The following is a 13671-nucleotide window of genomic DNA, read 5'->3' on the forward strand; positions in this document are numbered from 1 at the left end:
GGTCTGATAGTTACCGAGAAATATCCACTATGTTGCAACTTTGTGCAACCGTGTTAAATGTGACTTGGTTTGCAAGCTTGGAAATGAATGAGATGTTAATAAATATGAGTCTTATGATGTGGGCTGTAAAAATTACAGAATCTTTTTCTCTGCGGTAGTTAACACTTTTAAAAGGTGCAACCGAAAAAAATGTGAGAGAGTGCAACCTACAGAAAAATGCTATCTACTCTGGATTAAATTTGATGTAAATGGTGTGTTAAATCGATTGTGAATAACCATCGCTTCCGGCAGGATACGGTCGCCCTGGTCAACATAGATATCTTTGCCACGTTCCGGCAGGGTAATAAAACGGCAAGCCACGGCATTGCTGATACATAATTTTGGAGAGTTTTGATGGCTATTAGCACACCGATGTTAGTGACATTCTGTGTCTATATTTTCGGCATGATATTGATAGGGTTTATTGCATGGCGTTCAACCAAAAACTTTGACGATTACATTCTGGGTGGACGCAGTCTGGGTCCATTCGTGACCGCGTTATCCGCCGGGGCATCTGACATGAGCGGCTGGTTGCTGATGGGTCTGCCTGGCGCGATTTTCCTGTCGGGGATTTCAGAAAGCTGGATCGCCATCGGCCTTATTTTGGGCGCCTGGATCAACTGGAAGCTGGTGGCCGGACGTTTACGCGTACACACCGAATACAATAACAATGCGCTGACGTTACCGGATTACTTTACCGGTCGCTTTGAAGATAAAAGCCGAATTCTGCGTATTATCTCCGCGCTGGTTATTCTGCTGTTTTTCACCATCTATTGTGCTTCCGGTATTGTGGCAGGGGCTCGTCTGTTTGAAAGCACCTTTGGCATGAGCTACGAAACAGCACTGTGGGCGGGCGCGGCCGCGACGATCATTTATACCTTTATTGGTGGTTTCCTGGCGGTTAGCTGGACCGATACCGTCCAGGCCAGCCTGATGATCTTTGCTTTGATCCTGACGCCGGTGATGGTAGTCATTGGCGTGGGTGGATTCGACGATTCGCTGGAAGTGATTAAACAAAAGAGCATTGAGAACGTGGACATGTTCAAAGGGCTGAATTTTGTTGCCATCATTTCCCTGATGGGCTGGGGTCTGGGCTACTTTGGTCAGCCGCATATTCTGGCGCGCTTTATGGCTGCAGATTCCCACCATAGCATCGTTCATGCTCGCCGCATTAGCATGGCCTGGATGATTCTGTGTCTGGCAGGTGCTGTAGCCGTGGGCTTCTTTGGTATTGCTTACTTTAACAACAACCCACAGCTTGCCGGTGCCGTTAACCAGAACGCCGAGCGTGTGTTTATTGAACTGGCGCAAATCCTGTTCAACCCGTGGATTGCCGGTATTCTGCTGTCTGCGATCCTCGCTGCGGTTATGTCGACCCTGAGCTGCCAGCTGCTGGTGTGCTCCAGCGCAATCACCGAAGATTTGTACAAAGCGTTCCTGCGTAAAAATGCCAGCCAGAAAGAGTTGGTGTGGATTGGCCGCATCATGGTGTTGGTCGTGGCACTGGTGTCTATCGCGCTGGCGGCGAACCCTGAGAACCGCGTACTTGGTCTGGTAAGCTACGCCTGGGCGGGCTTCGGCGCGGCGTTTGGTCCGGTGGTTCTGTTCTCGGTAATGTGGTCGCGTATGACCCGCAACGGCGCGCTGGCAGGGATGATCATCGGTGCGGTGACGGTAATCGTCTGGAAGCAGTTTGCCTGGCTGGGTCTGTATGAAATCATCCCGGGCTTTGTTTTCGGCAGCATCGGTATTGTGGTCTTCAGCCTGTTGGGTAAAGCGCCTTCAACTGCTATGCAGCAACGTTTTGCCGAGGCTGATGCGCATTATCACTCAGCTCCGCCATCGCGTTTACAGGCAGAATAATCTGCCTCTGTCTTCAAGCCCGCCGCGAGCGGGCTTTTTTATTGCTTCCGTTGTAAACCTGCCGTAACCGTTACCCGCCTAACTGTTTACATTAAGTCATCATTCTCAAAACATTCTGCTTGAGTTTTTCTTTGCTGTAATGATAATCACTATCACTGTAATTTACTTTTCTTTTCATCAATTGACTGAGAATAACGTTTAAGGGTTCTTCGCATGTTTGTTCCATTTCTAATTATGTTGCGCGAAGGGTTAGAGGCCGCGCTGATTGTCAGCCTGATTGCCAGCTACCTGAAACGGACTCAGCGTGGTCGATGGATTGGTGTGATGTGGATTGGTGTTCTGCTGGCGGCGGCGTTATGCCTGGCGTTAGGGATTTTCATCAACGAAACCACCGGTGAATTTCCGCAAAAAGAACAGGAGCTGTTTGAAGGCATCGTGGCGGTCATTGCCGTGGTGATCCTTACCTGGATGGTGTTCTGGATGCGTAAAGTTTCGCGCAACGTCAAAGTCCAGCTTGAACAGGCTGTCGATAACGCGTTGCAACGTGGCAACCATCACGGCTGGCCGCTGGTAATGATGGTCTTTTTTGCCGTTGCCCGAGAAGGGCTGGAATCGGTGTTCTTCCTGTTGGCGGCATTCCAGCAGGATGTAGGCATCTGGCCGCCGTTAGGCGCGATGCTGGGACTGGCTACCGCGGTGGTACTGGGTTACCTGATTTACCTCGGCGGCATTCGCCTCAACCTTGGGGCATTCTTTAAATGGACCAGCCTGTTCATTTTGCTGGTGGCTGCCGGTCTTGCTGCTGGGGCAATCCGCGCTTTCCACGAAGCCGGGTTGTGGAATCATTTTCAGGATGTGGCGTTTGACCTGAGCAGCGTGCTGTCGACGCATTCACTGTTTGGCACATTGATGGAAGGCATTTTCGGCTATCAGGAAGCGCCAAGCGTTAGTGAAGTCGCTGTCTGGTTTATCTACCTGATTCCGGCGTTGATTATGTTTGCGTTACCGCCGCGTTCAGGCACTACGGCATCGCGTACCGCACCTTGATAAAAACGCGATGCAGAATACTTTTTAGTTACAACATACTTATTTATAGGGATAGGTTATGACGTTTAATTTTCGCCGTAGTGCGCTGCAGCTAGGTATAGCCGCGCTGTTTGCCTCCGCTTTTAATGCACAAGCTGCCGATATTCCGCAGGTGAAAGTCACGGTTAACGACAAACAATGTGAACCGATGACTATCACGGTTAATGCCGGGAAAACGCAGTTCATCATCCAGAACCATAGCCAGAAAGCGCTGGAGTGGGAGATCCTCAAAGGCGTTATGGTGGTTGAAGAGCGCGAAAACATTGCACCAGGCTTTAGCCAGAAAATGACCGCTAACCTCCAGCCTGGCGAATATGATATGACCTGCGGTCTGTTGACTAACCCGAAAGGTAAACTGATCGTAAAAGGTAGCGCAACGGCGGATGCCGCACAAAGCGATGCTCTGCTGAGTCTGAGCGGCGCGATTACCGAATACAAAGCCTATGTGACAGCTGAAACCGCGCAGTTGGTTGCGGGCACTAAAGCCTTTACCGATGCGATTAAGGCAGGTGATCTGGAAAAAGCGAAATCGCTGTATGCGCCAACCCGTCAGCATTATGAGCGTATTGAACCGATTGCTGAACTGTTCTCCGATCTCGACGGCAGCATCGATGCGCGGGAAGATGATTACGAACAAAAAGCCGCCGATCCTAAATTCACCGGCTTCCACCGCCTGGAGAAAGCGCTGTTTGGCGACAATACCACCAAAGGTATGGATAAGTACGCCGACCAATTAAACAGCGATGTTCTTGACCTGCAAACGCGTATTAGCGAGCTGGCTTTCCCACCGTCTAAAGTTGTTGGCGGGGCAGCAGGACTGATTGAAGAAGTTGCTGCCAGCAAAATCAGTGGGGAAGAAGATCGCTATAGCCATACCGATCTGTGGGATTTCCAGGCCAACGTCGATGGTGCGCAGAAAATTGTCGATCTCCTGCGTCCTCAGTTGCAAAAATCCAATGCTGAACTGCTTGCGAAGGTGGATGCGAACTTCAAAAAGGTCGATACCATTCTGAGCAAGTACCGTACCAAAGACGGCTTTGAAACCTATGACAAACTGACTGATGCCGATCGTAATGCACTGAAAGGGCCAATCACGACGCTGGCGGAAGATTTGTCGCAATTACGCGGTGTTCTGGGTCTGGATTAAGCACTATGCAGCAAGATAATGAAAACGGCGTGAGCGAACCGTCACGCCGACGTTTACTGAAAGGGATGGGCGCCCTGGGTGGGGCGCTGGCGCTGGCGGGTGGGTGTCCAGTTGCCCACGCGCAAAAAACACAAAGCGCGCCGGGCACGTTGTCTCCGGATGCACGTAGTGAAGCGCAGCCGTTTTATGGTCAGCATCAGGCGGGGATCCTGACGCCGCAGCAGGCATCAATGATGCTGGTGGCATTCGATGTTCTTGCCAGCGACAAGGCCGATCTTGAGCGTTTATTCCGGTTGCTGACCAGCCGGTTTGCGTTTCTGACCACCGGTGGACCTGCGCCGGATACGCCGAATCCGCGTCTCCCCCCTATGGATTCAGGTATCCTCGGCGCATACATTGCGCCAGACAACCTGACGATGACGTTGTCAGTCGGCTCCTCGCTGTTTGATGAACGCTATGGACTGAAATCGCAGATGCCGAAAAAGCTGCAAAAAATGACCCGTTTCCCGAATGATTCGCTGGATGCGGCGCTGTGCCATGGCGATGTGCTGCTGCAGATTTGTGCCAACACCCAGGACACCGTCATCCACGCGTTGCGCGATATCATTAAACATACGCCCGATCTCCTTAGCGTGCGCTGGAAACGTGAAGGTTTTATTTCCGACCACGCCGCACGTAGTAAAGGCAAAGAGACCCCGGTCAATTTGCTTGGCTTTAAAGACGGCACCGCGAATCCGGACGCTACGGATGCGAAGTTGATGCAAGACGTGGTGTGGGTTACGGACGGTCAGGGCGAGCCTGCCTGGGCGCAAGGCGGAAGCTATCAGGCCGTCAGGCTCATTCAGTTTCGCGTTGAGTTCTGGGATCGTACGCCGCTGAAAGAGCAGCAAACGATTTTTGGTCGCGATAAACACACCGGCGCACCGCTGGGTATGCAGCATGAGCATGATGTGCCTGACTATGCCAGCGATCCTGAAGGCGAGGTGATTGCGCTCGACAGCCATATCCGTCTCGCAAATCCGCGTACGAAAGAGACCGACTCCAGCCTGATGATGCGTCGTGGCTACAGTTATTCGCTCGGTGTGACTAATTCCGGTCAGCTGGATATGGGGCTGTTGTTTGTCTGCTATCAACACGATCTGGAAAAAGGTTTTTTGACAGTGCAGAAACGTCTGAACGGTGAAGCGCTGGAAGAATATGTCAAACCGATTGGTGGGGGATATTTCTTTGCTTTGCCGGGTGTTAAAACTGCAGATAATTATCTGGGACAGTCTCTGCTTGAAGCCTGATGATTATGCCCCGCAGTACAGCGGGGTTTTTCCTGACATCTTGATGAAGGAACAAACTATTTTTTATGATCGGTATGCGACTGAAATAATTCTGTCATCTTTCTGCAAGAGACTGTCTCTGGTGATAAGATAGAATTTAAGTTAACAACAAGTAAAAATATTGTTGCATTAGCGAAAGGTTATGATGTACTTATAAGTAATAGCGGTAGTTCCCGGCGGTGATTGTCATTCACTATGGAGATCGCGAATGGAAAAGTCCTGTACTGGACACATTTTTCACAGTAACAGCAGTACCTTACGCGGACGTTTCTCTTCCGGTAGCCTCCTCGTCACCGCTAAATCTCTCTCTCATTCACTTCTTATCTTCGCAACTGATGCCCTGTACGGTGCGCGTAGCTGTGCGTGGCGTCTTATCCGAAAGCAAGCAATGGCTTACAAGGAAGCCAACCCTCAGATGTTCGTGCGCATAATCGTGCCGCCAACGGCGCGTGTGATGTATACCTACAACTCAAGGTGCTATCCATGGGAAGACAAAAAGCAGTGATCAAAGCTCGTCGTGAAGCAAAACGTGTGCTGAGGCGGGATTCGCGTAGCCATAAGCAACGTGAAGATGAATCGGTCACCTCGCTTGTGCAGATGGGCGGCGTAGAAGCGATTGGTATGGCGCGTGACAGTCGCGACGCCTCGCCAATCACGGCGCGGAATGAAGCTCAGGCGCACTACCTGAATGCTATCGAGAGTAAACAGCTGATCTTCGCCACCGGTGAAGCCGGGTGTGGTAAAACCTGGATCAGCGCGGCAAAAGCAGCAGAGGCCCTGATCCATAAAGATGTGGACAGGATCATTGTAACCCGTCCAGTTCTGCAAGCTGATGAAGACCTCGGCTTCTTACCTGGAGATGTTTCCGAGAAGTTTGCTCCCTATTTTCGCCCCGTGTATGACGTGCTTGTCAAACGGCTGGGAGCCTCCTTTATGCAATATTGCCTGCGACCTGAGATTGGTAAGGTGGAAATCGCGCCGTTCGCCTATATGCGTGGACGTACATTTGAAAATGCAGTGGTCATTCTTGACGAGGCTCAGAACGTCACTGCTGCGCAAATGAAGATGTTTTTGACCCGCCTCGGGGAGAATGTGACGGTGATTGTGAATGGGGATGTGACCCAGTGCGATCTACCAGCTCACGTTCGCTCAGGGCTTAGCGATGCTCTGGCCCGTTTCGAAGAAGATGAGATGGTTGGGATTGTTCGTTTCAATAAAGACGATTGCGTCCGCTCTGCGCTCTGTCAGCGGACGCTCAACGCTTACAACTGATAAGTACTCCGTCTTCAAGGCCCGGGAAACCGGGCTTTGTTGTTTGACGCCAGTACATGACCGGTCGGGGCTTCTCATCCCCCCGTAGATGTGCAACATGCGAAAAAAAAGCCCGTACTTTCGTACGAGCTCTTCTTAAAATATGGCGGTGAGGGGGGGATTGACTCGCTTCGCTCGCCCTTCGGGCAGCCCACTCACTCCGTTCGCGGTCTGTCCAGCTGGCTGCGCCAGCAGTCGAACCCCGGTCGGGGCTTCTCATCCCCCCGTAGATGTGCAACATGCGAAAAAAAAGCCCGTACTTTCGTACGAGCTCTTCTTAAAATATGGCGGTGAGGGGGGGATTGACTCGCTTTGCTCGCCCCTGCGGGGCAGCCTGTTCGCTGCGCTCCCGGTCTGTCTAACTGGCTGCGCCAGTAGTCGAACCCCGGTCAGGGCTTCTCATCCCCCCGCAGATGTGCAACATGCGAAAAAAAAGCCCGTACTTGCATACGAGCTCTTCTTAAAATATGGCGGTGAGGGGGGATTGACTCGCTTTGCTCGCCCCTGCGGGGCAGCCTGTTCGCTGCGCTCCCGGTCTGTCCAGCTGGCTGCGCCAGCAGTCGAACCCCGGTCAGGGCTTCTCATCCCCCCGCAGATGTGCAACATGCGAAAAAAAGCCCGTACTTTCGTACGAGCTCTTCTTAAAATATTGCGGTGAGGGGGGGATTGACTCGCTTCGCTCGCCCTTCGGGCAGCCCACTCACTCCGTTCGCGGTCTGTCCAGCTGGCTGCGCCAGCAGTCGAACCCCGGTCGGGGTTTCTCATCCCCCCGCAGATGTGCAATATGTGAAAAAAAAGCCCGTACTTTCGTACGAGCTCTTCTTAAAATATGGCGGTGAGGGGGGGATTCGAACCCCCGATACGTTGCCGTATACACACTTTCCAGGCGTGCTCCTTCAGCCACTCGGACACCTCACCATATTGTTGTTCCTGTGCTACCGGAACGGGCGCTAATGTAGGGGAAACACCGCCCCGCCGTCAATCAACTTTTTGAAAAAAATGTGCATTTACACAAACTTCAAGCAACATGGAGCATAAATAAGCGGGAATTGTTTTTTTTGCCAGCATCCTAAAATTTGCTACTCTGATGTTCCCTCGAAAAATGATGATAATAAGTGCGAGAAAGTTCCGCACAACAATGTTCAGGAGACAATATGGATATAATTTTCTATCACCCAACATTCGATACGACCTGGTGGATTAATGCGTTGGCAAAGGCAATACCTGGTGCGAACGTACGTGAGTGGAAAGCGGGTGATAATGCACATGCTGACTATGCGCTGGTCTGGCATCCGCCGGTTGAAATGCTCGCAGGACGAAAATTAAAAGCCGTATTTGCGCTGGGAGCGGGTGTCGATTCTATTCTCAGTAAACTCAATGCTCATCCGGAAATGTTGGATGCGTCGATCCCGCTTTTCCGTCTGGAAGATACGGGTATGGGCCTGCAAATGCAGGAATATGCTGTCAGTCAGGTGCTGCACTGGTTTCGTCGCTTTGATGATTATCAAGCATTGAAAAATCAGGCGAAATGGCAGCCGTTGCCAGAATATACTCGCGAGGAGTTTACCGTCGGGATCATGGGGGCTGGGGTATTGGGCGCAAAAGTTGCCGAAAGCCTGCAGGCATGGGGATTCCCACTGCGCTGCTGGAGTCGTACGCGTAAATCCTGGTCTGGCGTGGAAAGCTTCGCCGGTACTGAGGAACTGGGCGCGTTTTTGAGTCAAACTCGCGTGCTGATCAACCTTCTGCCTAATACGGCAGAAACCGTAGGCATTATTAACGCTGATTTACTTAGCCAATTGCAGGATGGCGCCTACGTGCTGAACCTTGCACGCGGTGTTCATCTCAATGAAGACGATCTTCTGGCATCGCTGGAAAGCGGCAAGGTGAAGGGGGCCATGCTGGATGTTTATAGTCGTGAACCGCTGCCAGAAAACAGCCCATTATGGAAACATCCGCGTGTGGCGATGACGCCACATATTGCCGCAGTTACCCGTCCGGCAGAAGCGGTGGACTATATCTCCCGCACGATTATGAACCTGGAGAGCGGGCAAGTCGTAACAGGTCAGGTCAATCGCGTTCGGGGATATTGATGGTAACCCGGCAAGTACCGGGTTTCAGCTAAAATACCCGTCATACTTCAAGCTGCATGTGCGTTGGCTACGGTTGTTCACCTGAATCACCTACGTAAGTAAGTGATTCAGGTATCACTCCCTTGCCACCTGCCTGCGACTCGAATTTTAGGGTATTAATGGCGGCGATACCTGCTATCCTTGACGGAAAATGACTACAGGAGAGAGTTATGTATCCCGTTGACCTGCATATGCATACCGTCGCCAGCACCCACGCCTACAGCACCTTAAGTGATTACATCGCGGAAGCTCGTCGCAAAGGCATCAAGCTATTTGCCATTACCGATCATGGACCGGACATGGCGGATGCGCCTCACCACTGGCACTTTATCAATATGCGTATTTGGCCACGTGTCGTGGATGGCGTGGGGATCCTGCGCGGAATAGAAGCCAATATTAAGAATATTGAAGGTGAAATTGACTGTTCAGGTCCGATGTTTACCTCCCTGGACCTCATTATTGCGGGCTTCCATGAGCCGGTTTTTGCACCTCACGATAAAGACACCAATACCCAGGCAATGATAGCTACGATGGCCAGCGGTAATGTGCACATCATAAGTCATCCGGGAAATCCCAAATATCCTGTTGATATTAAAGCAATTGCGCAGGCGGCGGCAAAGTACCAGGTTGCACTGGAAATCAATAACTCTTCGTTTTTGCATTCGCGTAAGGGCAGTGAGGATAATTGCCGTGCGGTTGCTGCGGCTGTGCGTGATGCTGGTGGATGGGTGGCGTTAGGGTCGGATTCACATACCGCTTTCACGCTGGGAGAATTTGGCGAATGCCGTAAAATCCTGGATGATGTTAATTTCCCTGAAGACAGAATTTTAAACGTCACACCTAAACGTCTATTGGCGTTTCTGGAATCGCGAGGCATGGAGCCGATCGCGGAATTTGCTGAACTGTAATTGTTACTAACTGGAATATATCAATGAACGAGTTTTCTATCCTGTGTCGTGTACTGGGCTCGCTGTTTTACCGCCAACCGCAGGACCCTTTACTGGTTCCCCTGTTTACCCTGATTAGTGAAGGTAAACTGTCCGCCAACTGGCCGCTGGAACAGGACGAACTGCTCACCCGTTTACAGAAGAGCTGCGATATGCCCCAGTTGGCTGCAGATTACAACGCGCTGTTTGTCGGTGACGAGTGTGCAGTGCCGCCTTATCGTAGTGCCTGGGTAGAAGGGGCGAAAGAATCCGATGTTCGTGCATTTCTTTCAGCCCGGGGCATGCCGCTTGCTGATACACCGGCAGATCACATTGGTACGCTGTTGCTGGCGGCTTCATGGCTTGAGGACCAGTCTGCGGAAGATGAAAGTGAGGCGCTTGAAACCTTGTTTGTAGACTACTTGCTGCCCTGGTGCGGTACGTTCCTTGGTAAAGTTGAAGCGCACGCGAACACGCCTTTCTGGCGTACGATAGCACCGCTGACGCGTGATGCCATTGGTGCGATGTGGGACGAATTGCAGGAAGATACAGACGAATAAAAGTGACCTACGTCACTTAAAAGTGCAACTCAATTTATAAGCTTGCATAAATTGTGTGCGCGATCTCATTACCATGCCGTTTTTCTGCTAAGATGCGCGGCATGAACATACTTCTCTCAATTGCAATCACAACGGGCATTCTCTCCGGGATCTGGGGATGGGTGGCCGTTTCTCTTGGTTTACTCAGTTGGGCTGGCTTTCTGGGTTGCACGGCTTATTTCGCCTGCCCGCAAGGTGGGTTAAAAGGACTGTGGATCTCGGCGTGTACGCTGCTAAGCGGTGTGGTGTGGGCGTTGGTGATTATTAACGGTAGTGCGCTTGCTCCGCATATGGACATTATTGGTTATGTCATGACAGGAATTGTCGCGTTTCTGATGTGTATCCAGGCAAAGCAATGGCTGCTTTCATTTGTACCGGGCACGTTCATTGGCGCATGTGCAACATTTGCAGGGCAGGGCGACTGGCGACTGGTTGTATCGTCACTGGCACTGGGCCTCGTATTCGGCTATGCAATGAAAAACAGTGGTCTGTGGCTGGCATCTCGCCGTGAAAATAGAATATCGTCGACGCTGACCAGTAAATAAAAAAGCGTGAGGGTTTTCCTCACGCTTTTTATGCTGTATAGACCCATCAGGATTCTGGCGGTACCGACATATGACGGTATTTAACCAGGATGTCATTATCAACTTGTTTCTTATCCTGCAAATCCCACAATCCGCGATCGATGCCGTCATTAATCAGGAAGATAACGCCCGTTTCAATCGCTGACATCAGACAAAGCATAACCGGTTCGTTAGAGGTGTAGCCAATTTCACCTTCCAACAGACGCTGGTAGTCAATAAAGCGGAACACCCCAGCCTGTACTTCATAAGACAGAATGGTTTTACTGGTATTCACTGACGACAGGATCTCACCGGTGCTGACGTTAACTACGCGCAGGTTTACCGCTATCTGGTCGAGCTGGTATTGCGTATCGGCGCCAATACCAAAATAACGTGCACCGACACCACCCGATTTAACGTTGCTTTCATAACCGATAATTGATCCTTCCACCATGACGTTTGCCGCGGTCAGGGACTGTAGCGGGATCCGGTTATTAATCGCAACCGTACCGTTTTCCTGAGCTGCACGAATGATTTTGCGTTCGTTAAGCAAGTTCTGTAACCCCTGACGTTCCAGTGGGATGAACCAACGAGAATCTTTCAATGCGGTGACAAGCATAGCCGTGGCGCTTTGCGGGACGGCGGTTGAGAAGTTACTTGCCGGGTAAGGTTTAAATTGGCCAGTCTCATCCTGAATGTTGTATACCGACACAAAGATCTTACCTGTAGGCATAGGCAGATGCGTCAAGTCTTTATAGCTTTGGGCTCGGGGCATTAATGTCGGCTTAGCGGCTTCTTGAGGCGGAGCTGTTAAACATCCGCTGAGTAAAATTACTGCCACCATGATAAGTAAACGCTGCATGATTATTTCCTTTCGTGGCTATAACTTAGAAGTCGGTCGACTGTGTTTGTAAACCCGACACTTCAATTGTCGAAGTTTTCCCCGATTTCCTGTCGGTGACATTCAATTGCAGTTGTCCGTCCCGGTTGGCGATATCAATGATAAAATCATTGGTCACCATTCTTCCTGGTTTACCGGTATTAATGTTGGTGAGTAGGCCACCGAGAATTTGTGACTGAATCGCCTGAGTAAAGTTATCCAGAGCTGACGGGGTTTCAATACCGTAATCGTCATAGCTTGGATCTTTATATGAGTTCTGGGCCTGGGCGCTGTTCAACAGAAAAGCACCATTATTCGGGTTGCCACCAAAGTTTGGGTTGCGAAACTGGAACGTCATGTTTCCGGCCCAACTTAATGGTGAAATTAGCATGAGCAAAACCACTGCATGTTTAACACGCATGAAAGCCTCCGGACAAAATCATGTTTTAGAATTCATCACGCGCTAAATCGCTAGTGCTTAATAGTGTTTGATCTATTTGCCGGCGATTTAATGCTTCCTCAGTTTGTGCCAATGCGAAGACTACAATTTTGTCGAAGTCTTTTTTCGTCGGAAATAAAAAAGTCTGGAAGATAACGTCCTGATTGACCGTTATGTTGATCCAACTTCCCCAACGCGCACTGGGTCTTTCATTAATGGTTAAGTTTCCTGTGTACTCGCTTTCCCACTTATCACTAAAGGCCCGATAAAAATCATGCCCGATTGAAGAGACAGTGTGGTCAGTTAACAGCCCGGGAACCTCCACCTCTACGGTTGTCGCTGCGTGCAGACTCCCGGCAGCAAAGAATAAATTTGCTGCCACAATCCAGGTCAAATACCGTTTCATGGCTTTATCGCCTGAGGTTATCATTGGCCCATGAGACCGCCTGCGTACGGTTTTTGACAGCTATCTTTTTGAAAAGATTATAAAGATGTGTTTTTACCGTATTTTCACTGATAAACAGTGAACGAGCGATTTCAATATTTGAGGCGCCGATACGCAATTTATTAAGGATCTCTTTTTCACGGTGCGTCAGCAGTGCCGACTCCGTGCTGTTATAACGATAATTTCCAGAGTGCGTGATCAGATAACTGGCAAGTTTTTGCGTGAAGTAACATTCACCGCGCAAGATACCCTGCAAGCCGCTTACGACACGCTGCTCGTCTTCAGTTGCGTAAAAAACACCATTGATATGCGGCCAGTTTTCGATATCCCGATAAGGGTAATCATCAGGAGTATTCAACAATAACGTCTTTATATTGTTGTTTTTTCTACTCAAATTATCTTGCCAGTAATGGATCAGTTTTTTATCTGCCTCCATCATATCCAGTAAAACAATGCAGCTGGAGGATATATCATCCAGAGAACGTTGAATATTATGTAGTTTTCCGGTGAGTGCCAGTGATTGTTTTAAATGCTGTAATAATGCAGTTGCCTGCAAAGAAGGTTTTGTGATCAACAATAATGTATGACCATGAATACTATGGACTTCATTAAACATGATGAAACTCCACTTTTTAGTCGCACACCTGACAGCTGTCTCTACTAAAATAGAGGCACCAGAAGTACTGACAGATGTTGCACTGCTGTGTAGATATAAAATATCGACCCAAAGGGGTGAAAATATTAAAACAAATGGACTTCAACTGATTTCAATCTAGCTATTACAAATCTTAAAGCAAGTGTTAAACATGTAACAACTTGTAAAATTATATATTAAAATGTGATTTTATGGTTTTATTAGAGTTTAGATTTGATAGGAAAGTTGTACATTTTACCTTTGCTGCATAGATTTAAA

General features: G+C 49.8%; 14 protein-coding genes, 1 tRNA gene and 2 other RNA genes. 10 read left to right on the plus strand and 7 right to left on the minus strand.

Going from position 1 to position 13671, the window contains the following annotated elements:
• The first annotated feature begins 393 nt into the window (after positions 1-393).
• From putP to phoH, 6 genes are all read left to right on the plus strand, one after another.
• Complete coding sequence (putP, locus tag C2U43_RS09320) at positions 394-1902, plus strand: sodium/proline symporter PutP (protein WP_032942939.1); 1509 nt, start codon at positions 394-396, stop codon at positions 1900-1902.
• 213 nt (positions 1903-2115) lie between these two features.
• Entirely contained in the window at positions 2116-2949 is an 834-nt protein-coding gene (gene efeU / locus C2U43_RS09325; RefSeq protein ID WP_103285004.1) for an iron uptake transporter permease EfeU, read from the plus strand.
• Positions 2950-3007: 58 nt separating this feature from the next.
• Entirely contained in the window at positions 3008-4135 is a 1128-nt protein-coding gene (gene efeO / locus C2U43_RS09330; RefSeq protein ID WP_003832073.1) for an iron uptake system protein EfeO, read from the plus strand.
• A 5-nt stretch (positions 4136-4140) separates the two neighbouring features.
• Positions 4141-5424, plus strand: coding sequence for an iron uptake transporter deferrochelatase/peroxidase subunit (efeB, locus tag C2U43_RS09335; protein ID WP_103285005.1), 1284 nt, complete (start codon positions 4141-4143; stop codon positions 5422-5424).
• Positions 5425-5671: 247 nt separating this feature from the next.
• The gene (locus C2U43_RS29580; RefSeq protein ID WP_199771090.1) at positions 5672-5968 is read left to right on the plus strand and encodes a hypothetical protein; all 297 of its coding nucleotides are present in this window, start codon (positions 5672-5674) and stop codon (positions 5966-5968) included.
• Positions 5947-6735, plus strand: a complete 789-nt coding sequence (phoH, locus tag C2U43_RS09340) for a phosphate starvation-inducible protein PhoH (protein ID WP_003832078.1) — start codon at positions 5947-5949, stop codon at positions 6733-6735. Before C2U43_RS29580 ends, phoH begins: the two co-directional genes overlap by 22 nt.
• Before the next feature lie 143 nt (positions 6736-6878).
• Here phoH and C2U43_RS09345 read toward each other — a convergent pair.
• The 3 genes from C2U43_RS09345 to C2U43_RS09355 all read right to left on the minus strand — a co-directional run bounded on the left by C2U43_RS09345 (position 6879) and on the right by C2U43_RS09355 (position 7692).
• Positions 6879-7015: non-coding RNA, RtT sRNA (locus tag C2U43_RS09345), on the minus strand.
• Positions 7016-7423: 408 nt separating this feature from the next.
• Positions 7424-7560, minus strand: a non-coding RNA gene (locus C2U43_RS09350) — RtT sRNA.
• A gap of 44 nt (positions 7561-7604) precedes the next feature.
• Positions 7605-7692, minus strand: a tRNA-Ser gene (locus tag C2U43_RS09355).
• A 236-nt stretch (positions 7693-7928) separates the two neighbouring features.
• Here C2U43_RS09355 and ghrA point away from each other — a divergent pair.
• The 4 genes from ghrA (at position 7929) to C2U43_RS09380 (ending at position 10976) form a co-directional block, all read left to right on the plus strand.
• The gene (gene ghrA / locus C2U43_RS09360) at positions 7929-8867 is read left to right on the plus strand and encodes a glyoxylate/hydroxypyruvate reductase GhrA (protein ID WP_057067489.1); all 939 of its coding nucleotides are present in this window, start codon (positions 7929-7931) and stop codon (positions 8865-8867) included.
• A gap of 209 nt (positions 8868-9076) precedes the next feature.
• Complete coding sequence (locus C2U43_RS09370) at positions 9077-9814, plus strand: phosphatase (RefSeq protein ID WP_008784332.1); 738 nt, start codon at positions 9077-9079, stop codon at positions 9812-9814.
• A 23-nt stretch (positions 9815-9837) separates the two neighbouring features.
• A complete protein-coding gene (locus tag C2U43_RS09375; protein WP_003832084.1) occupies positions 9838-10392 on the plus strand; it encodes a TorD/DmsD family molecular chaperone in 555 nt (184 codons plus the stop codon).
• Between the two features lie 101 nt (positions 10393-10493).
• Positions 10494-10976: a DUF1097 domain-containing protein gene (locus C2U43_RS09380; RefSeq protein WP_158654530.1), complete on the plus strand. Its 483-nt coding sequence runs from the start codon at positions 10494-10496 to the stop codon at positions 10974-10976.
• Between the two features lie 46 nt (positions 10977-11022).
• On the opposite strand, the gene csgG is transcribed toward C2U43_RS09380, so the two are convergent.
• From csgG to csgD, 4 genes are read right to left on the minus strand one after another with little or no spacing between them, the layout of a single operon-like run.
• Positions 11023-11856, minus strand: a complete 834-nt coding sequence (csgG, locus tag C2U43_RS09385; protein WP_008784335.1) for a curli production assembly/transport protein CsgG — start codon at positions 11854-11856, stop codon at positions 11023-11025.
• Positions 11857-11881: 25 nt separating this feature from the next.
• Entirely contained in the window at positions 11882-12295 is a 414-nt protein-coding gene (csgF, locus tag C2U43_RS09390) for a curli production assembly/transport protein CsgF (protein WP_003832089.1), read from the minus strand.
• A 25-nt stretch (positions 12296-12320) separates the two neighbouring features.
• Positions 12321-12719, minus strand: coding sequence for a curli production assembly/transport protein CsgE (gene csgE / locus C2U43_RS09395; protein WP_103285007.1), 399 nt, complete (start codon positions 12717-12719; stop codon positions 12321-12323).
• Between the two features lie 4 nt (positions 12720-12723).
• The gene (gene csgD, locus C2U43_RS09400; RefSeq protein WP_003832092.1) at positions 12724-13374 is read right to left on the minus strand and encodes a biofilm master transcriptional regulator CsgD; all 651 of its coding nucleotides are present in this window, start codon (positions 13372-13374) and stop codon (positions 12724-12726) included.
• Positions 13375-13671 lie beyond the last annotated feature (297 nt).

The organism is Citrobacter freundii complex sp. CFNIH9, from assembly GCF_002903305.1.
Classification (GTDB): Bacteria; Pseudomonadota; Gammaproteobacteria; order Enterobacterales; family Enterobacteriaceae; genus Citrobacter; species Citrobacter portucalensis.